Source organism: Halomonas halocynthiae DSM 14573, assembly GCF_000425725.1.
In the GTDB taxonomy this organism is placed as follows: Bacteria; Pseudomonadota; Gammaproteobacteria; order Pseudomonadales; family Halomonadaceae; genus Halomonas; species Halomonas halocynthiae.
On sequence record NZ_KE384440.1, the window covers coordinates 49684 to 69868 of the forward strand.

General features: G+C 54.8%; 17 protein-coding genes. 6 read left to right on the plus strand and 11 right to left on the minus strand.

The genetic code is table 11. The features are described from left to right. Positions 1-19: 19 nt before the first annotated feature. Together gabT and H616_RS0109350 are read right to left on the minus strand one after the other, a co-directional pair. A complete protein-coding gene (gene gabT / locus H616_RS0109345; protein WP_027967131.1) occupies positions 20-1300 on the minus strand; it encodes a 4-aminobutyrate--2-oxoglutarate transaminase in 1281 nt (426 codons plus the stop codon). A 32-nt stretch (positions 1301-1332) separates the two neighbouring features. Further along, positions 1333-2778 carry an NAD-dependent succinate-semialdehyde dehydrogenase gene (locus H616_RS0109350; RefSeq protein WP_027967132.1) on the minus strand — a complete coding sequence of 482 codons (1446 nt, stop codon included), beginning with the start codon at positions 2776-2778 and terminating at the stop codon, positions 1333-1335. Between the two features lie 277 nt (positions 2779-3055). Between H616_RS0109350 and H616_RS0109355 the strand changes: the two genes are divergently transcribed. The 3 genes from H616_RS0109355 to H616_RS0109365 all read left to right on the plus strand — a co-directional run bounded on the left by H616_RS0109355 (position 3056) and on the right by H616_RS0109365 (position 7669). Next, positions 3056-5518 (plus strand): DUF1266 domain-containing protein, encoded by a 2463-nt coding sequence (locus tag H616_RS0109355; RefSeq protein ID WP_027967133.1) that lies wholly within the window; start codon positions 3056-3058, stop codon positions 5516-5518. 270 nt (positions 5519-5788) lie between these two features. After that, positions 5789-6385: a C40 family peptidase gene (locus H616_RS0109360; protein ID WP_027967134.1), complete on the plus strand. Its 597-nt coding sequence runs from the start codon at positions 5789-5791 to the stop codon at positions 6383-6385. A 75-nt stretch (positions 6386-6460) separates the two neighbouring features. After that, complete coding sequence (locus H616_RS0109365) at positions 6461-7669, plus strand: MFS transporter (RefSeq protein ID WP_027967135.1); 1209 nt, start codon at positions 6461-6463, stop codon at positions 7667-7669. A gap of 30 nt (positions 7670-7699) precedes the next feature. Here H616_RS0109365 and msrA read toward each other — a convergent pair whose 3' ends face one another. After that, on the minus strand, positions 7700-8371 hold the full coding sequence (msrA, locus tag H616_RS0109370) for a peptide-methionine (S)-S-oxide reductase MsrA (RefSeq protein ID WP_338035751.1): 672 nt from the start codon (positions 8369-8371) through the stop codon (positions 7700-7702). Positions 8372-8570: 199 nt separating this feature from the next. On the opposite strand from msrA, the gene H616_RS0109375 reads away from it, so the two are divergent. After that, a complete protein-coding gene (locus H616_RS0109375) occupies positions 8571-10715 on the plus strand; it encodes an FAD-dependent oxidoreductase (RefSeq protein WP_027967137.1) in 2145 nt (714 codons plus the stop codon). Between the two features lie 29 nt (positions 10716-10744). Further along, positions 10745-11365 (plus strand): CDP-alcohol phosphatidyltransferase family protein, encoded by a 621-nt coding sequence (locus H616_RS0109380; RefSeq protein WP_027967138.1) that lies wholly within the window; start codon positions 10745-10747, stop codon positions 11363-11365. Positions 11366-11522: 157 nt separating this feature from the next. Here the strand turns inward: H616_RS0109380 and H616_RS0109385 are convergent, their stop codons facing one another. Further along, the gene (locus H616_RS0109385) at positions 11523-12005 is read right to left on the minus strand and encodes an FKBP-type peptidyl-prolyl cis-trans isomerase (RefSeq protein ID WP_027967139.1); all 483 of its coding nucleotides are present in this window, start codon (positions 12003-12005) and stop codon (positions 11523-11525) included. A gap of 224 nt (positions 12006-12229) precedes the next feature. Here H616_RS0109385 and H616_RS0109390 point away from each other — a divergent pair, with 224 nt between their 5' ends. Then, complete coding sequence (locus tag H616_RS0109390) at positions 12230-12511, plus strand: hypothetical protein (RefSeq protein WP_027967140.1); 282 nt, start codon at positions 12230-12232, stop codon at positions 12509-12511. Positions 12512-12607: 96 nt separating this feature from the next. Here the strand turns inward: H616_RS0109390 and H616_RS0109395 are convergent, their stop codons facing one another. The 7 genes from H616_RS0109395 to mnmA form a co-directional block, all read right to left on the minus strand. Next, the gene (locus H616_RS0109395; protein ID WP_027967141.1) at positions 12608-13075 is read right to left on the minus strand and encodes an outer membrane lipoprotein; all 468 of its coding nucleotides are present in this window, start codon (positions 13073-13075) and stop codon (positions 12608-12610) included. A 220-nt stretch (positions 13076-13295) separates the two neighbouring features. Next, complete coding sequence (locus H616_RS0109405; protein ID WP_027967142.1) at positions 13296-14891, minus strand: isocitrate lyase; 1596 nt, start codon at positions 14889-14891, stop codon at positions 13296-13298. Between the two features lie 220 nt (positions 14892-15111). Then, positions 15112-15552, minus strand: coding sequence for a GNAT family N-acetyltransferase (locus tag H616_RS0109410; protein WP_035572976.1), 441 nt, complete (start codon positions 15550-15552; stop codon positions 15112-15114). Between the two features lie 18 nt (positions 15553-15570). After that, positions 15571-16782 carry a cupin domain-containing protein gene (locus H616_RS0109415; RefSeq protein WP_027967144.1) on the minus strand — a complete coding sequence of 404 codons (1212 nt, stop codon included), beginning with the start codon at positions 16780-16782 and terminating at the stop codon, positions 15571-15573. A gap of 23 nt (positions 16783-16805) precedes the next feature. Continuing rightward, positions 16806-18185 (minus strand): adenylosuccinate lyase, encoded by a 1380-nt coding sequence (gene purB / locus H616_RS0109420; protein WP_027967145.1) that lies wholly within the window; start codon positions 18183-18185, stop codon positions 16806-16808. A gap of 98 nt (positions 18186-18283) precedes the next feature. Beyond that, complete coding sequence (gene hflD, locus H616_RS0109425; RefSeq protein ID WP_027967146.1) at positions 18284-18925, minus strand: high frequency lysogenization protein HflD; 642 nt, start codon at positions 18923-18925, stop codon at positions 18284-18286. Next, complete coding sequence (gene mnmA, locus H616_RS0109430) at positions 18925-20034, minus strand: tRNA 2-thiouridine(34) synthase MnmA (protein ID WP_027967147.1); 1110 nt, start codon at positions 20032-20034, stop codon at positions 18925-18927. The genes hflD and mnmA overlap by 1 nt, the downstream gene beginning before the upstream one ends. Positions 20035-20185 lie beyond the last annotated feature (151 nt).

The window sequence follows — 20185 nt, forward strand, 5'->3', positions numbered from 1 at the left end:
CACCAGCTAGTGTGCTGTCTTAGGCACCAGTTAGCTCGACTAGCGACTGCTCGATGATCGCCAAGCCTTCCTCAAGGATCTCATCCTCGATAGTGACTGGCATCAAGAAGCGGATCGTATTGCTCCAGAAACCGCAAGATAGCAGGATTAGTCCTTTCTCTTTAGCCTTTTTGCACAGTGCCGCAGCAAGTTCTGGATGCGGCTGGCGAGACGCTTTATCGGCAACCAGCTCAAAGGCTGTCATACAGCCCAAGCTGCGCACGTTATCGACGTTTTCGAAACGCTGCTGCCAGTCGCTGAAGCGGGCCACCAGCTTTTCACCAAGTGCGTTGCTTCTGGCCAGAATGTCTTCTTCCTCAATGACATCAATAACAGCTAAAGCTGCCGCACAGGACAGTGGGTTGCCGCTGTAGGTGCCGCCCAGTGAGTTAGGGCCTGACGAGTCCATGACGTCGGCAGTACCGACGACAGCAGACAGTGGCATGCCGTCAGCCAGACTCTTAGCCATGGTGACGATGTCGGCCTTGATACCACTGTGCTCCAGAGCAAACAGCTTACCGGTACGGCCAAAGCCTGACTGTACTTCGTCGGCAATGAGCAGAATGCCGTGCTCGTCGCAGAGCGCGCGAAGGGCCTGAAGGTAGGCGGGTGATGCGGCATAGAAGCCACCCTCACCTTGTACCGGCTCAATCACGATAGCGGCGGTGCGATGCGGGGCAATGTCTGTTTTGAAGACGGTTTTCAGTGCGTTTAGCGAATCCTCTTCGCTGATGCCGTGGTAAGGCACTGGGAAGGGGGCGCGGAAAACGTCGCTGGGCATTGGGCCGAAGTCATTTTTGTAAGGCAGAACCTTACCTGTCATGGCCAGTGTCATCATAGTACGGCCATGGAAACTGCCATCAAAGCAGATGATACCGCTACGGCCAGTAGCTGCGCGGGCAATTTTTACAGCGTTTTCCAGCGCTTCGGCACCGGTGTTGACTAGCATCGCTTTGGCGTCGCCCTTAACCGGCGTCATATGGCAAAGCTTTTCGGCCAGCTGCACAAAAGGTGCGTAGGCCATTACGGTCTGGCAAGTATGCATCAGCTTGTCTAACTGAGCTTTGACAGCGTCGACCACTTTGGGATGACGGTGGCCTAGGTTCAGCACGCCGATACCGCCAGCAAAGTCGATCAGTCGGTTGCCGTCGGCATCCCATATCACAGAGTTTTCAGCGTGTTCAGCAAATTGTGCAGAAGCGCTAACGGCGCCCTTAGCGATATAGCGTTGTTTGAGTTCGTTGAGCTGTGCGTTATTCATGAGTCATTCCTATAGGGCTGTTGGGCGAGCAATCAGAGGCCGCCGACGCAGACATATTTCAGTTCAGTGTATTCATCTAGGCCGTGACGTGAGCCTTCACGACCAAGTCCTGATTCCTTGACGCCACCAAAAGGCGCAAGTTCAGTTGAAAGAATCCCTTCATTTACCGCGACCATGCCATATTCCAAGCCTTCCATGACATGCCAGATACGCCGGTAGTCGCGGGCATAGAAGTAAGCGGCCAGGCCAAACTCAGTGGCATTAGCCATGGCGATAGCTTGTTCTTCTGTATCGAAACGAAATACCGGAGCCAGTGGGCCGAAGGTCTCTTCGGTAGCCACGCGCATGTCGTCGTTTACATCGGCAATGATTGTTGGCTGGAAAAAGGTGTGCCCAAGCGCATGGGGCTCTCCGCCACACACCAGGCGTCCGCCTTTATCCAGCGCGTCGCGAATGTGGGCTTCTACCTTGTCAACGGCGGCCTGGTTAATCAGAGGTCCTTGATAAACGCCATCTTCTAGGCCGTTACCGACCTTGAGCTCAGCAACTCGAGCTGCCAGCTTGTCGAGAAAGGCGTCATACACACCGGACTGCACCAAAAAGCGGTTGGTGCAGACGCAAGTCTGGCCAGAGTTGCGATACTTCGATGCCACGGCACCTTCTACGGCGGCGTCTAGGTCGGCATCGTCAAAAACAATGAACGGCGCGTTACCACCCAGCTCCATGGAGGCTTTCTTAACGGTGCCAGCGCATTGCGCTAGTAGCCGTTTGCCGACGGGCGTTGAGCCAGTGAAGGAGATTTTGCGTACCCGTGGGTCAGAGGTCAGCACTTCGCCAATTTCAGCAGGGCGGCTGGCAGTGACAATGTTGATCACGCCTTCAGGAAAGCCAACCTGCTCGGCCAGCTTGACCAGCGCCAGGGCTGTCAGTGGAGTCGCTTCGGCGGGCTTGATCACAACCGTGCAGCCAGCCGCCAGTGCGGGTGCACACTTGCGGGTAATCATTGCCAGCGGGAAGTTCCAGGGCGTGATAGCAGCGACCACGCCGATTGGCTCGCGAAACACCAAAATACGCTTGTCGACGCCGTGGCCGGGAAGTGTCTCTCCAGCAACACGCTTCGCTTCTTCGGCGTAGTATTCGACGAAGCTGGCACCATAGGCAACTTCACCGCGAGACTCTGCCAGCGGTTTGCCTTGTTCGCGGGTCATCAGGCGAGCCAGGTTTTCTTGGTTGGCCATGATCGCGTCATACCAAGCGCGCAGCAGGTTAGCGCGTTCTTTGGCGGTGCGCTTGCGCCAAGCGTTGCCAGCGGCTTCGGCGGCAGCAATGGCGTCGCGGGCGTCGTCGGCGGTTAGGTCTGGCACTTCGGCCAGCTGTTCACCCGTGGCAGGGTTGGTGACGCCGAAGCGGCGCTCGCCAGCGCGCCATTGTCCGGCCACATAGGCCTTATCGGTCAGGTGTTCTGAGTTGGCGGTCATCGCATGTTCTCTTGAGCTATTCTTGGGAGCGGCACAGAGTGTCGTTATGGGGTGGCTATCTTGTTTGACGAGTGTGCATTATTTTAAACGTTTCGCCAAGCGGGAGTGTTTATTTTTGCCGAACAGGAAGTCGAGGCAATGGACAACGTATGGTAAATAATCGGCCTAGCGCTGGCTTTCCGTTACAATTGCCCGCCATAGAGTTGGCTGCAAGTGAGCGGGTGTTGTGGACGCTGCATTTGGCGGCAATAACAGATTTTGTCTGGCGAGGTGAGACTTGGTTAATCCCCTGAATGCCTGGTGGGCCCAGCAGTTAGTGCTGTGCGACTGGGCCTTTTCTCCTGAGCCTTTGGCGCTTGATGCTGAGCTGGCCAGTGCTCGTTTGGTGATGCTTGACGTGGCTGACCGTAGTGAGTTGGCTTGGCGTCTGCTGGAATGTTTTGGTACTGGTGAGCCAACGCCTTTGGGTTGGTTAAACGGTCTTGAACTTGTTGCCTTGGGTGGCGCATCCGGTTGGCTAAGTGAGCCGCGGGCCACAGGATGGGCGCGTGCTTTTAGCGAACGAATCCATGCCTGTTACGCCAGTTTGGACGACTGGCTCGACGCCTTGCGCGGCGCTTGGAACACCTTGGGCTGGGCCAATGCGGAAGCTGGCCTGCCCAGCGCTTGCGATGCGCTTTCACGGCTAGAAGGAGAAGGCGAAGGGATCACCTGGTCGATGCTGGGTGACTGGTTGGCTATTCAGACAGAACGTGCCGCCTGTTGGCCAGAAGATGACGGGTTTCGCGTATGGCGGTTGCGTGCCGCTTTTGGGCCGGTGCTTGAAGCACCGCCTGCTGCCACCGACTGGAAAGGGGTGGAATCTTGGCTGAAGGATGTTTGGCAGGTGGGCAGTCGTGATGAACTGGTCGCTTTGCTGCTGTGGTTAGCCGCGCAGGGAGATCGTCATGGCTGGGACCTGATGGCATCAAGGCTGCTGGCTCAAGACAATGACGCGCGTCGTCGCTGGCAGGCTGAGCTGAGCACGGGAGAGCGTGGCTTTGGTAATGTATTACTGAGCTTTATTGAGAGCGGTGAACCTCTCGACTGGGCTGGCTGGGACTGGTTAAGGCTGATCGACTTAGCATGGGCTGGTGCTTGCGTGGGCTGGCTCACCCATGACGAGGCGCGTGATTTTGCTGTGCATGGCGCCGACTTAATTATCTCACGCTACAGTGGCTGGGCCGCTCTTGCGCGAAGCTGTCAGCGTGGGCGCAGCTTGTTTGATGGCCGCGATCAGTTAGGTGAGTTTGATGCAGACTGGGTGCTCCTGATGCACTCGCCCTTAACGCCATGGAGTGGGGCGTTGTCAGGTGCGGTGGATGACGCGCAGCTAGTGGCTTCTCGGCAAGCAATTCGGCGGTGGCGCTCTGATCCTCGCCATTGGTTATTGGCGCTGGCGGGAGTGCGCGATCCGTTGCTTGCGACTCGTCAGGGGAAACGTGTTGGCTGTGATGACGAGCGTGCCAACGAAGCTCGCCAGTATTTAAGCGACGTGCTTGAAATACATCCTGATGAAAGCATTGGCACATTAGCGCGGTTCTGGATGCCTGCTCAGGCGCACCACCTTAACCAACTGGCAGCTGATGCAGCGCATCGAGCGTTGCCTGGGCCGAACACCCCTTTTGGCTCTGCTGTTGAGCAGGAGCGGCAAGTGAGAGACGCATTGGGTGCTGCCAGCCGTCATGCGGCAACTATTCACATGGCTGAGGAGTATGCATTTCACTTGCAGATGGCTGTGGATAGCGCCCTTTTTGATGCCGACGAACTAAACGCCAGGGTATTGGCGTTGAAAGATACTTTATGCCGTTTTTATCCTGATGTTAGGCGTTTGTTGTCTGCTTGGGAGGTATGGGAATCGCTGCTTCCAGGCGAGGACGGCGAGTCGTCACTGATTGATGTGCTGCGTTGGCACCGAGAGGATCCGGGTAGCTTGTTTCACTGGCTGGAGTGGCGCAGCGAGACCCCTCACGAGCCAGGTTTGCGCCCCAGCTTGCCCCACTTTACTGCACTGGCCTTAGCGGGCCCGCTAAATACGCCGGTATGGAATTTTCCTCAACCTGAAAGCCCACGCCAGTGTGTTGACATCATGGACTGGCTGGATAGCCACTACGGACTGCATAGCGCTGATGAGCTTGAGGCGTTCATTGATCAGCTGTTTGATGTGGGAGATCGACAGGATTATCAGATTAACTATGCGCCCTACACGTTGAGCGGGAAGCGCTTGGTATCTGAGATTGAAACACTTGAAAGTGGCCATTGCAGCGAAGAAGAGCGCAATCACCTGCTGCGCCTTGAGCGTGTACGCAATAATGTTGCCGGTTGTAATGAGCTGGATATGCTCGCTTGGGATCTAGCGCAAGCCGTTGACCTGCTGGTTGCCGCGCGACAATTGGGCTGGCTGGATGAGGCGGCGCTCATGGCAAGGCTGGAGCGCGCCTATCGCATGGCCCAGGACAGCTACAGTGGCTGGGAGGATTATGCGTTAGGGCTGTTTGCCGGTTTTTCGTTTTTTATGGGAGAAACCTCTGAGCGCGATAACTTCCTGGAGGGGATGAGGCAGGCATTGGTGGCGTGGCTGACAGCGTCACCGCCCCTAGCTGGCCCCTGGGCGAGCCTGGACTTCCCGGGCGCGCGGCCACGGCACTGGGCACCTATGCATATTGATACGCTGCCAGGGGATACTCGACAGTTGCATTGATGGAATGATTTATCGCTTATTGACCTGGTATTGCCTGAGCACAGGAGTTGTGTGAAATGTGCTGCTGACAGTTATATTAATCGCTATATTGCTTTATGCTATAGCGCTGTATGAGCGGGTGTAAAAGGGATGATCTCGCTCGATTTTTTGTTGAAAAGTCGATAGATTGTTAGAAAATTACTAGAAATATGGTTGCCATGGTCAGGCGAAAAGTTGGTAATTGGTCCTGATGGGTGTTAAACGAAAATACGGAAGATAAGGATTGCAGGGATGGCGTTTCCCCAATATTACCGTTTGGTACCTGTAGCACTGGCGGTTTCATTGCTGACGGGTTGCGCTAGCGCCACCAAAGAATCACCGGGTAGTGACTATTTTGCTCGCGATATGCCGGGATTGATCTCTCCAGCGGAATCGGTAAAACCGCTGCAGGCTCAGACGCCGGTGGATGCCTCTGCCTTGATTCGTGATGCGTTACTTTCACAACATGAGCGTTGGGAAGGCACGCCATATCGTTTGGGCGGCACCAGTTCTTCGGGTATTGACTGCTCGGCGTTAGTACAGAACATTTACTCAGATCAGTTTAATATCGACCTGCCCAGAACAACGCGCCATCAGGTTAACGAAGGTGCTGCAGTAACGCGTGCCTCTCTTGAGCCAGGCGACTTGGTGTTTTTCCGCCCACCGGGTAGTCGTCACGTCGGTATCTATGTAGGGGATGACCAGTTTTTGCATGCGTCATCATCACGAGGTGTGATGATTTCCTCGCTGGATAATGTGTATTGGAAGCGTTACTACTGGAAGTCACGTCGCCCCATGGAAGCCGTACAATTGGCTCAGTTGAGTCAGTCTGCCAGCGCCAACAGGTAAGTTTGAGGTGTGAACGATGTTGACACCTACGCTCTAATAATGAGCGGGCGCGACGGTTATAACGTAAGGCTTTGCATGATCCAAGCTCATAGTCGCGCCTGGTGGCGCGCAACCCTTGCCTTGTGCCTGGGTTCTTTTCTTGTATTTATCAACTTATATGCGCCCCAGCCGCTCTTACCTGAGCTGCGTGAAAGTTATGCGGTATCGACGCTGGGGATCAGCCTCGTCATGTCGGTAGCGACTCTGACGGTAGCGGCTTCTCTGCTGGTGTTTGGCCCTTTGTCCGATGCAGTGGGGCGGGGGGCTATTATGCGTTTTACGCTGTTGGCTGGTGGCGCTCTGTCATTAGCCCTAGCCTTTGCTCCTGATTTTGAGACGTTGCTAGCGCTACGTGCCTTGCAGGGCTTCTTTCTCGGCGGCTTGCCGGCAGTGGCTATTGCTTGGATGGGGGATGAGTTTGAAAAACCGGCGTTGTTGACGGCGGTAGGGCTTTATATCGGTGCTAATACGTTGGGTGGTATTAGTGGACGTATTGTGGGTGGTTCGGTGGCCGAAGTCAGCTCGGCATCAATGAGCTTTTTGGTCGTAGGGAGCATGACACTGGTTGGCCTGCTGGTGTTCTGGCGACTCCTGCCGGCAGCCAAGGCATTCACGCCGCATCCGTTTGAACTGCGTACCGCATTGGCTGATTTGCGAGCACATCTGCGTAACCCTTTGTTGCTGGGAGCCTATCTGCTAGGTGGGCTGAATTTTCTGATTTTTATCAACCAATATAGTTATATCACTTTTTACTTGGCTGACGCGCCTTATTCGCTGGGTGCCAGGCTATTGGGGTTGATTTTTCTGACCTATCTAGGCGGCACTCTGGGGTCGGCGTTGTCTGGCCGTATTGCCGGGCGGTTGTCGCAGCCACGCTGTATGATGCTGGGTATCGTTATTTTGATGGCGGGTACAGCCGTGACGCTGTCAGCGTCGCTAAGCTGGATCCTCGTTGGGCTTACTATCAATGCCTTTGGCTTTTTTCTGGCCCATTCCATGGCTTCTAGCTGGGTAGGGCGTCAAGCGCTTACTGCCAGGGGGAGTGCCTCGGCATTGTACCTGGTGTTTTACTACACTGGGGCAAGCCTGGGTGGTTTCTGGTTAGAGCCATTCTGGCAGTTGGCTGGCTGGCCCGGTGTGGTACTAGCATCCTGGCTGATGCTTGGCGTTACGCTGGGAATTGCGTTTTGGTTACAATGCCGTGAGCGGCACACCCATCTCAGTGAAAACTGCAGTAGAAGCTAAGACGAGCGTGGCTGAATAGCTGCTCAGTGTTTACACACCACCTGCCTCATCTCCCCATACCTCCTGCAGACGCTCAGTTCGGCCACAGGCTGATTTGTAAAAGCGGTAGCGAAGAGGGTTTTCTGTGTAATAATTCTGATGCGCTTTTTCCGCTGGATAAAACGTGGAAGCCGTCAAAATATCGGTAGTGATATTGCGACCAAAGCGCTCAGCAAGAGCCTTTCGGCTGGTTTCAACCAGTTCTCGCTGGGCCTCATTGCTGACAAACACCGCACTACGATATGAGTCTCCCTCATCACAGAACTGTCGATTGACAGCGAAAGGATCAATGTTGCGCCAGAAAACATCCAGTAGCTCGGGGTAATCGACTTGCTCGGGGTTATACTCAACTTCGACGACTTCCAGGTGCCCCGTGCCGCCATTAACCACCTGCCGGTAACTTGGGTTTTCTGTTTTGCCACCGCTGAAGCCGGAAGTCGTGGCAGTCACGCCACTAACCTTGTCGAAAGCCTCCTCCATACACCAGAAACAACCGCCCGCGAATACAGCGTTTTTGCTGCTCACCGATGAACTGCTTGCTAATGCACTGGCTGGCATTGCGCCGAACAGTAAGGTTGCGAGTGTGCCTGTCAGAAAAAATAGGCCTCGCTGGCGATACCCATTGTGAGCGATGGGTTGGGGGCGGTGTGGTTGGTTCGACATGGTGGGCGCTCCGAGGTAAAAAGCCTAAGCTAATGTGAACGTTTGTGCTCATGGTAGTTCAGTATATCAGTGCAGTTGCCAGTGTTTTTCTTGTGTCTTTTTTAGCAATAGCATCGGAAAAAGCTGTGCGGAAAGTCAGATGTCAAGCCGTGCGTAGCAATATAAGGCGGTAAGAAAGATCGTAAAAAGGAGGCTTGGTGTGGCACAGAGACGAGCAGTTATTGCGATAGGTATTGTTGTGTTGCTGGCGGTATTTTTCGTCAGCGGTGCCCATGAGTTTTTGACGCTGGACAATATTAAGGCTAGCCAAGCGCGCTTTCAGTCGCTATTTGATGTCAGACCGTTAGCGGTGGCAGGTGGGTTTTTTGCGCTCTATGTGTTGATGGCGGCGTTATCGTTGCCAGGAGCAGCGCTGTTGACGCTACTCGGTGGGGCGCTGTTCGGGCTGGGATGGGGCGTATTGTTGGTGTCTTTTGCCAGTAGCTTAGGAGCAGCGCTGGCTGCCTTGATTGCTCGTAGCTTACTGCGAGGTTCGTTGGAGCGGCGATTTGCTCACCAGCTTGAGCGAATCAATGCAGGTATCGAGCGGGAAGGCGCTTTTTATCTGTTCACGCTGCGACTAATTCCGGTCTTTCCGTTTTTCGTTATCAATTTGGTTATGGGGTTGACCCGAATGCGTCTGACGACCTTCTACTGGGTCAGTCAGCTTGGTATGTTGCCAGCGACCGTGGTTTACGTAAATGCGGGCCGGGAGCTGGGCAGCCTTGAGTCGCTGGGGGGGATTTTGTCGCCGGGGTTGATTGGCTCGTTTGTGTTGCTGGGCCTGTTTCCCTGGTTGGCGCGTGGGGGAGTCTCATTAATCGAGCGTCGACGCCTAGCCAAGCGGCATCGCCGACCTACACACTTTGAGCAGGACATCGTTGTCATTGGGGGCGGCTCAGCAGGGCTCGTTGCCAGCTATATTGCCGCCGCAGTGAAAGCCAAAGTGATGTTGGTAGAGCGCGATAAGCTGGGTGGTGATTGCTTGAATACGGGCTGTGTGCCTTCCAAGGCATTGATTCGGGTGGCACACAGCGTGAGTGAGATTCGCCGCGCCTCGCGCTATGGCGTGCATGCCGGTGAGCCTAACGTTAACTTTGCTGATGTGATGGCGCATGTTCATCAAGCGATTCGTGTTGTTGAGCCTCATGATAGTCGCGAACGCTATGAGGGACTGGGCGTTGATATTGTGGAGGGAGATGCGCGTTTGGAAGACCCATGGCGGGTGCGTATCAATAACCGTCTGGTTACAACGCGTCATGTCATCATTGCCAGTGGTGCAAGGCCGCGGCTCCCTGAGCTACCTGGCCTTGAGCATATCGAGGTGCTGACGTCCGATAACCTTTGGCAGTTAAGCGAGCTGCCTAGGCGGCTTGTTGTTTTGGGTGGTGGGCCAGTTGGCTGCGAGCTTGGCCAGAGCTTTGCGCGGCTGGGCAGTAACGTCACTTTGGTGGTGAAAGGGGATCAGCTGCTACCCAGGGAGGATGCTGATGTTGCCGCCGCAGTGGCCAAAGGGCTTGAGCAGGATAGCGTGGAGCTGGTCTTGGGAGCTCAGGCGCAGCGTGTTATTGCTAACGGCGCTAAGGGCAGTGCGCACCTGCTAGAAATTACGCGTGACGGTCAAGTGCAACGCCTGCCCTTCGATCAGCTGTTGGTAGCGATTGGGCGTCAGGCTAATGTTGCTGGGCTGGGCTTGGAGTCGCTGGGCGTTACGCTGCGTGACGATGGCACGTTGCCGGTGGATGAAGCCCTGCGTTCGGTATTACCCAATGTTTGGGCGTGTGGCGATGTGACAGGGCCGTATCAGCTAACCCATGCCAGCGCACATCAGGCTTGGCATGCCACGGTTAATGCGCTGTTTGGTGAGTTCAAACGTTTTCGGGTCAGTTATCGGGCCATGCCAGCTGTCACTTTTACCGCCCCTGAGGTGGCTAGGGTTGGGCTGAGTGAGCGAGAGGCTCAGCAGCAGGGTGTTAAATATGAGCTGACACGCTATGCACTCAGCGAGTTAGACCGCGCTATTGCCGAAGGTCAGCGTGATGGGTTTATCAAAGTGCTGACCGTGCCAGGAAAAGACCGAATTCTTGGCGCAACAGTGGTGGGCGACGGTGCTGGTGAGATGTTGGCCGAGTTTACCTTGGCGATGACACATAATATCGGCCTGAACAAAATACTCGGCACGGTACATCCTTACCCCACGCGTTCTGAGGCGGTGAAAGCAAGCGCTGGCGTATGGAAAAATGCGCACAAACCCGAACGGCTGCTTGGCTGGCTAAAGCGTTACTTTGACTGGCGGCGTAGCTAAGTGGTCGCGCTGTAAAAAAGGATTGAGACATGCTGGATCGCTGGACCATGCCGCTGACCCAAAAACCACTGCGCTGGCTGGCGAGGGGGCTGGCGCGCGTGAGCGTAAAGCCGGATCAGGTCACGTTGATCGCTTTTGTTATCGGAATGCTGGCTTTACCGTTGTTGGCGTTTGAGCTGTACTGGCTGGCGCTGGTTGCTATTGTATTGAACCGACTAGGAGATGGCCTAGATGGAGCGCTGGCGCGGCTGACTGGTACAGATAGCGATGCGGGGGGCTTTCTCGATATCGGCTTGGACTTCGTGTTCTATGCCGCGGTGGTATTCGGTTTTGTGCTGGCTGATCCTGGCGCTAATGCGTTGGTGGGCGCGCTCTTGTTGTTTGCCTTCATTGGTACTGGAACGTCGTTTCTGGCCTTTGCGATTATGGCTGCAAGGCATCAGTTACAGTCCCCGCGTTTTCAGCATAAGGCGTTTTATTACTTGCATGGGCTAACGGAAGGTACTGAAACGGTTCTGGCTTTAGTGGCGTTTTGCCTGTGGCCTGAGTATTTTCCGCTGTTGGCAACACTGTTTGCGGCGGCTTGTGCACTGACGACGGTAACCCGCTTGTGGGGGGGATATATCACGCTGAAAAATGTAGCTAGCTAGTATGTGTCCTGAAATCGCGTGTCGGTGAGCGCAAGGTGTAACGTAGTTCACGTGAAATAGAAAAAGGGCAGCGTTAACGCTGCCCTTTTTTAAGTCCTTGTGGCACGGCTGGGTTGTTAGACAACCGCTAGCACAAGGGCTAAACCAGCGTTGATGCTCAGTGCTGGTGGTCGCCTTCATTATGCACATGGCCGTGCTCAGCCTCTTCCTGGCTGGCTTCACGTACTTCAACAATTTCAACGTCGAAGTTCAGTGGCTGGCCTGCCAGTGGGTGGTTTCCGTCTACGGTAACCGTGTCGCCTTGTACCTCGGTGATAGTGACCATCAGCGGGCCGCCATCAGTTTGGGCTTGAAACTGCATGCCCGGCTCAATAGTGTCAACTCCTTGAAATGACTCACGAGAGACTTCCTGAACCAGCTGTGGCTGAACTTCGCCATAGCCTTCTTCGGGGCTGACATTAGCTTGCAGTTTGTCGCCCGCCGCGCGGCCTTCTAGCTGCTTTTCAAGCCCAGGAATAATGTTGCCGGCGCCGTGCAGGTATGTCAGCGGCTCGCGACCTTCCGAGCTGTCCAGCACCTCACCAGCCTCGTTGGTCAGAGTGTAGTGAAATGCGACAACGGTGTTTTGCGCAATCTGCATGAAAGAACCTTTGTTTGGTAAATAGCTGGGTTAAGCGTTTATGGTAACGCGGCTATCTTGGGCTGTCAGTGGTCAAGTCAGTTTTTTCCATGCATTGGAGTGCCCCATGAGACAAATTCACTGTTGTATGTGGGTTGCGAGGCGGGCTTCTCAAGGCTACCCTTGCAGGGATTTATTCATTGCTGCGCCTACTCTAACCTTTGATTTTTGACTCGGAGACCATAATGACGATCGCCATTATCTGGCTGGTTGCTTTTGTATTCTTTCTTTACATGCTGCTAAAGAACTGGGATGCCTCGGTCAGTGCTAAGCTAGATGCCATGTTACCGACCATTATGCGTAGCCATGATGACCGTTATGTGTTGGCACCCGCTTCAGCTGTTCTGTTGGCAACGGCGATTGTTGCACCAGTCGAAGTGCTGATGGTGGCAATTATTATTGGTGTGATCACCTTGGTTGCTACCAAGGTTGTTGGTTGCATCATGAACAAGGCGAACCTTGGTTGATGTAGCAGCTGTTCTGTTGATCGATAAAAAACCGATGCCAATGGCATCGGTTTTTTGTGCAGTACCACAGTGCTGCCGAGCTAGCGCTGTGCTGTATTAAAACGGTACAACGCTGGCGTTGTTGCCGTTGCCAACAATGCGTACACGCTGGCCCACTTGGAAGGGCTGGTCGGCTTTTTGTACGACAATAATGCTTTGTCCGTTTTCTTTGCGTACTTCAATTTCCCAAGCAGTAATTCGGTTAAGGCGTTCTTCTGCAGCACTACCCGCTGCTGCGCCACCCATGGCACCGACGACTGTAGCAATTTGACGGCCTGAACCTCCGCCTATGCCGCTACCTAGGATACCGCCGATCGCGCCACCACCAACCGTACCGACTAAACCGCCAGCGCGGCTGTCAGCCTGAATTTGGACTTGGCGCAGGGCAGTAATGGTGCCTAGCGTCACGTTTTGGGCTGTTCCGGCTTGGTTGGCGGAATACACGTTGCCCGAAAAAGGTGCGGTGTTAGCACAGCCGGCAAGTGACAGGGCGCTAACGGCAATAATGGGAATAAGTCGCTTCATGTGAGTTCTCCTTGAGCATCCGTGGCATGGTGAAGGCGAAGATTAACCGTTGGTTAGAAAACGCTGTTTTTGATCTTAACGCTTACCCTATGACTACGCTAGCTTTGTTCGCTGCAGCAGGCAAGAAGGCATAAAAAAGGGAGGGGCTTAAACCCTCCCTTAGTATTGCATACTGTTAGTATCAAATACTGTTATGCCAAAGCATACAGGAAAATTCAGGTTAGAACTGGTTCATGGTGTTGTCGCCACCGCCTGCTTTGAGCGCGGCATCCCCATGGAAGAACTCTTTGTGGTCGTCGCCAATGTTAGAACCCGCCATATCCTGGTGCTTAACGGTAGCGATTCCCTGGCGAATTTCCTTGCGCTGCACGCCTGCTACATAGGCCAGCATGCCTTCGTCGCCGAAGTAGCCTTTAGCGAGGTTGTCAGTCGACAAGGCGGCGGTATGGTAGGTCGGCAGGGTGATCAGGTGGTGGAAAATACCGGCTTCACGGGCAGCATCACGCTGGAAGTTTGCTGTCCACTCGTCAGCCTGATCACACAGCTCGGTACCGTCGTATTTCTCGTTCATCAAATCGGCACGCTCGTAAGCGCTGACGTCTTTGCCTTCGGTCTGCCAAGCATCGAACACTTGCTGGCGGAAGTTGAGCGTCCAGTTGAATGATGGCGAGTTGTTATAGACCAGTTTGGCATCTGGGCAGACTTCGCGGATGCGGTTAACCATGCTGGCAATCTGGCCGACGTGGGGCTTTTCAGTTTCGATCCACAGCAGGTCAGCGCCATTCTGCAGGCTGGTGATGCAGTCCAGTACAACGCGGTCTTCGCCAGTGTTCGGTTTGAACTGGTAAAGGCCCGACGCCAGACGCTTTGGCTTCAGCAGTTTGCCGTCTTGTTTGATGACAACATCGCCGTTGTTAATATCAGCGGCGTTTTCAATAACATCGCCATCAAGGTAGCTATTGTACTTGTCGCCTAGATCGCCAGGGGTGCTGGTTACCGCAATTTTCTGGGTCAAACCGGCACCCAGGGAGTCGGTACGCGCAACAATGACACCATCGTCAACGCCTAGCTCAAGGAACGCGTAGCGAACGGCATTGATCTTGGCGATAAAGTCTTCGTGAGGCACGGTAACTTTGCCGTCTTGGTGACCACACTGCTTCTCGTCAGATACCTGGTTTTCCAACTGAATGGCACAAGCACCGGCTTCTATCATTTTCTTGGCTAGCAAGTACGTTGCTTCGGCGTTACCGAAACCGGCGTCGATGTCAGCGATGATCGGCACGACATGAGTTTCGTGGTTGTCGATCTGCTTGATCAGCTCTTCTGCTTTGGCAGCGTCGCCTGCCTTCTTGGCCTCGTTCAGATCGCGGAACAGGTGGTTAAGCTCCCAGGTGTCTGCTTGACGAAGAAAGGTGTAAAGCTCTTCGATGAGCGATGGAACACTGGTTTTTTCGTGCATAGACTGGTCGGGTAACGGACCGAATTCAGAACGCAGCGCGGCGATCATCCAGCCTGACAGATACAGATAACGACGCTTGGTGTTGCCGAAGTGCTTTTTAATAGCGATCAGCTTCTGCTGGCCAATGAAGCCGTGCCAGCAACCCAGCGACTGAGTGTACTTGCTGCTATCGGCATCGTAGGCTGCCATGTCTTCACGCATAATCTTGGCGGTGTAACGGGCGATATCCAAGCCAGTGTGGAAGCGGTTCTGAACCCGCATGCGAGCTGCGTCGCTGGGGTCGATATTGTCCCACTTGCCGCCTTGTGCGTTGCGCAGTTCGGTCAGCGCTTTTACCTGATCCTTGAATCCTGTCATGACGTCTCACTCCCAGTTAATTGCCAATTACTTGATGTCTGAATCGACGGGCTTGCCCACAGTCACCGCAATGCTGCCACACCATCATCATCGGGATATGTTGCATTCTGTGCTGTTCATCACTATGGCTTGGCTAGACAGAGATCGGCAATTGGCCCTTGGGGGGATGAGTGGTTGTAACTTGACTACACCGTGGTGTTTCAAGTGCCATTTCTGTTACTTAGCGAATGAGAGAGAGAGTCATGTGACGGTGAGGTATTCCTGCGTCGAGAAAAACGCTTCCCTTAGCCTGGAAGCCTAGTCGTTCATAAAACGTCAGCGCATGGGTCTGAGCCGCTAATTCGACCTGTTTAAGCTGTTGATGCCGAGCCGCCTCGATTGCGGCCATCATCAGGGCCCGGCCGATACCGTTGCCGCGCTGTTCGGAAAGTACGGCGACGCGCCCGATATGCCCATCGGGCAAAAGCCGTGCGGTGCCGATAGGGCGTTCGTCGCTATATGCCAGAAAATGCAGGCAGTCAGGGTCTAGACCGTCCCACTCTTCCTCCTGGGAGACATTCTGCTCGTCAATAAAAACCGTTCGGCGCAACTGCTCGGCTTGCTGGCCTAAACGTGCCCAGTCGCCCTGAATAATGCGGATATTGGCTGCTTTTTTTGTCATTGATAGGAACTCGTGTCGTCAGCCGTTATCTGCCATGTCTTCCTGAACCTCCCAGTGCCAGCACAGGCTGCCGGCATCCAGCAGGTGAGTTAGTAGCTCAGAGGCACCGTCTTCCGCCAGCAGGTGATGATCAAGCGGCGTGTCAGGATTGGCCAGCGCCTGAGCCAGGGGTAAATGAATGATGAGACCATCGCCGTCGACGAACAGCGTGGCTCGCTGGGTGTCAATGGCGCGCCAGGCGAATCGTGAGCCGGGCGTGCGCTGAAGAACGTCGCCTTCTTGTAGCAGGCTGATAAGTTCTGCCGGATCAGTAGGCGTGTCGCTGGGTGATAACTGGTCGGGATATTTGGTCTGGGTCATCACGCGGCCAAACCATTGCGCTAATTGGGCCGGATCATCAAGGGTGTCGAGAATCAGGGCGCGCATGCGGGCCACGGCAGCGTCGTCCAGCTCGCTCGTGTCTGAGCTTACGGCCATGCCGGCGTCTGAGTAGCGCAGTGAGCTGGGCAGTTGTTCGCCAAGGTAATCAGCAAACGAGGTGACGGCTTCATCGGCGGAGGGGGCGCGAAAGCCCACGGAAATGGTCAGGCAGTCGTCTGACTGGCTGACGCCATGGTGCGCCCAGCCGGGGGGCAGATACAGCATGTCGCCAGGCTCTAGCACCCAGTCGTGGTCAGCAGAAACGTTAAAGCGCTTGAGGATGCGTAGGTCAATACCCTCAATAATTGGCGCATCGTGGCTCACCTTGCCACCGAGTTGCCAGCGGCGCTGACCGCTGGCTTGAAGCAAAAAGACATCGTACTGATCTAAATGCGGCCCTACGCTGCCGCCAGGTGGTGCGTAGCTCATCATAATGTCGTCAAGACGCCAGCGCGGCAGAAAGCTGAACTGCTCAAGTAGCTCGGCGACCTCTGGGACATAGTGATCGACGGCCTGCACTAGCAGCGTCCAGTTGCGCTCGGGCAAGTGAGCGAAGGTATCCTCGTTAAAGGGCCCATGGCTGACTTTCCAGGGGCAGGGCGTGCCTTTTTCGTCATGCCCGTACTCTTCGACCAGTCGTGCTTCAACGTTTTCCTCGCAAGCCAGACCCGCTAGCTCATCGGGAGATAGCGGGCTTTCAAACTCAGCAAAAGCGCCGCGTATTAGTAGTGGCTTTTGTTGCCAGTGGTCGCGCAGAAAGTCGCTGGCAGTCAGGCCACCAAGCAGCGTCAGCGGAGCATGGGAAGGCATGGCGAATATCTCCTGTAGCGCGGTTACAGCCGGCTGGCTTGGTCGATAGCGTTACCAATGTAGCTGGCAGGCGTCAGCGCTTTAAGCTCTATTTTTACGTCGTTTGGCAGCGCCAGAGTATCAATGAAGGCGCTAAATCCGGCTTGGTCGATGCGCTTGCCACGGGTCAGTTCTTTGAGTTTTTCATAGGGTTTTTCGATGCCGTAGCGACGCATGACCGTTTGAATAGGCTCGGCCAATACTTCCCAGCTGGCGTCTAAATCATCGTTTAGCCGTTGGGGATTGGCTTCTAGCTTGCTAATACCTTTGAGCGAAGCCTGGTAGGCGATTAGCGCGTAGGCCATGCCGACACCCAGGTTGCGTAGTACCGTTGAGTCGGTGAGATCACGCTGCCAGCGTGAGACCGGTAGTTTCGCGGCCAGGTGGCCAAGAACTGCGTTGGCCAACCCCAGGTTGCCTTCGGAGTTCTCAAAGTCGATAGGATTGACTTTGTGGGGCATGGTCGAGGAGCCGATTTCGCCTTCGACGGTTTTTTGCTTGAAGTAGCCTAGTGAAATATAGCCCCAGACATCGCGATCGAAGTCGACCAGGATGGTGTTGAAGCGACACACCGCATCGAATAGCTCCGCGATGTAGTCGTGGGGCTCGATCTGGGTGGTGTAGGGGTTGAAGGTTAGTCCTAGGCTTTCAACAAAGTGGCGAGCGTTGGCTTCCCAGTCGATATCGGCGTAAGTCGTTAAGTGAGCGTTATAGTTGCCTACCGCGCCGTTGATTTTGCCAAGAATCTCGACGGCTTCGATCTGCTTGAGCTGGCGGCGCAGACGATAGGCCACGTTAGCCATTTCCTTGCCCAGCGTGGTGGGGCTGGCGGTTTGGCCGTGGGTGCGTGACAGCATAGGCTGTTTTGCATGGGTATGGGCGAGCTGCGTGATGGCATCAGAGACTTGACGCATTTCTGCCACAACAACATCCAGCCCTTCGCGCAGCATTAAGCCATGAGACAGGTTGTTGATGTCCTCACTGGTGCAAGCAAAGTGGACAAACTCGCTGACGGCCTGAAGCTCAGGAGTGGCTTCGATGTGCTCTTTGATGAAGTACTCGACTGCCTTTACGTCATGATTGGTTGTACGTTCGATATCCTTAATGCGCTGGGCGTCGGCAACGGAGAAATCTGCAACTAGCTTGTTCAGTACATCGTTGGCGGCGCTGGAAAGCGGCGGCACTTCGTCAATACCTGGCAGCTCGGCTAAGCGCTGTAACCAGCGCACCTCAACGGTGATGCGGGCGCGTATCAGGCCAAATTCGCTGAAGTGTTCACGCAGCGATTCGGTCTTGCTGCCATAGCGTCCATCAACGGGCGACAGGGCGGTGAGAGCAGAAAGGGGGAGCGACGTAGACGGCATGGCATGAGTTCCGAAAGTGGCGTTTAAGTGAGAGAGTAAGTCGTCGTAATCAAACGTAAGTAATTAATGATGCAATATCAGCGATGGGCCACGCGTGTTCAGCCAATGGTATCCAGCGCGCGCTGCATGGCTCCGCGTTGCAATATCAGGCGCCAGCGGCGTCCTCCCTGCTGGTGCCATAGCAGCCCAAAACGCACGCCAGCTAGCAGGCAGGCACGGATGCGCTCGGGCATCATTGGGCTTTGCAGTAAAGATGGGTCGCCTTGAACAACAATGCGCTGTTTAAAAGTGGAAAGCGTCTGTTGGTAGGCTTCACCCAGGCTTGCGACCACATTTTCATGGTTGTCGCCGAAATAGTCAGCCTGGCCCTGGATGCGCGATAAACGCTGCCCTAGGTCGTCCAGCATGGTGTCATTTTTACGCAGCTGATTGGTCAGCATGAGTAACGCAAAACCGTAGCGCATGACGGTGGTGTTAGCGTCTTTTCGCCCGAGTAATCCGCCTAGTGTATCGAGGCCACGGCGTAAATTGTTGGGGTGCCCACCATAGATAGCTTCAAAACTTGGCGGACTGGTGTCGATAGTGGCGCGTATTAGGGTTTCCCAGGCGCGCGTATCGGTCTGTCCAGTTCGCGCAAGTTCATCTACCAAACTGGCGGCTTGAAACACGCCGGCCAGTGCCAGCACCTGGCGCGCTGTCGGTGAATCCGGGGCGCGGTGAATCGGGGTGGTATCGTTCATCAGGCGTGCTCCGTCGCATTCCAAGTAGTGCGGATCACTCCGCCGCCAAGGCAAATATCGCCATCATAGAGCACCAGCGATTGGCCTGGCGTTACCGAACGTTGAGCATGGTCGAAATGAACGCGCACGCTGCCGTCATCAAAGGCTTGCACGTGGCAGGGCACATCTCGTTGGCGATAGCGCGTCTTGGCCGTAAAGCGGCCTTCGTTTACCGGGGCTTGTCCAGCAACCCAGTCCATGGCTTCGGTGTCTAGGCTGTCGCTATATAGTAGTGGGTGGTGTTTGCCCTGTACCGCAACCAGTACGTTGCGCTCTAGATCTTTACCCGCGACGTACCAAGGGTCTTCTGAATAATTAACCAACCCTCCGATACCTAAGCCCTGGCGTTGGCCCAAGGTGTAATACATTAGCCCCATGTGTTCGCCGATGGTGTCGCCGTCAGGCGTTTCGATCATACCGGGCTGGGCAGGCAGGTACTGTTTCAGGAAGTCGCTAAAGCGACGCTCGCCAATAAAGCAAATACCGGTAGAGTCTTTTTTGCGCGCAGTGATCAGGCCATGGCGCTCGGCAATGGCGCGTACCTCGGGCTTTTCTAACTCGCCAACGGGGAAGAGGGTTCGTGCGATAGCCGACTCGGGTACGGCGTACAGGAAGTAGCTCTGGTCTTTATTGCTATCAATCCCCCTAAGCAGGCGAGGTCGCCCGTTACGCTCGCCTTGGCGAACATAGTGTCCAGTCGCAATTTTCTCAGCACCGAGCAGCTCAGCGTAGTCCAGAAATACTTTGAACTTGATTTCACGATTACACAGCACATCTGGGTTTGGGGTGCGCCCAGCACGATATTCCGCCAGAAAGTGCTCGAATACGTTATCCCAGTATTCAGCGGCAAAATTGGCGGTGTGTAGAGGGATGCCGAGTTTGTCACAAACGGCCTGAGCATCGGCCAAGTCGTCTTTGGCAGTGCAGTACTCGGTGCCGTCGTCTTCATCCCAGTTTTTCATGAACAGACCTTCGACCGTGTAACCCTGCTCCAGTAGCAATAGGGCAGAAACGGAAGAGTCAACACCGCCGGACATCCCGACGATGACTTTGCCTAGCGTGGCTGTCATGGCGCTCTCTAAACCTAAATGGGTAGCTCACAAATGGAGAAAGAGTATACCTGACAAGAACCGCAAGCTCGACGTGCTGTTTTGAACTGCTGCCGTCAGGTGCGAAAGACTATGATTAGAAGTACACTGAGGGACAAAACTTTCAGCCTGT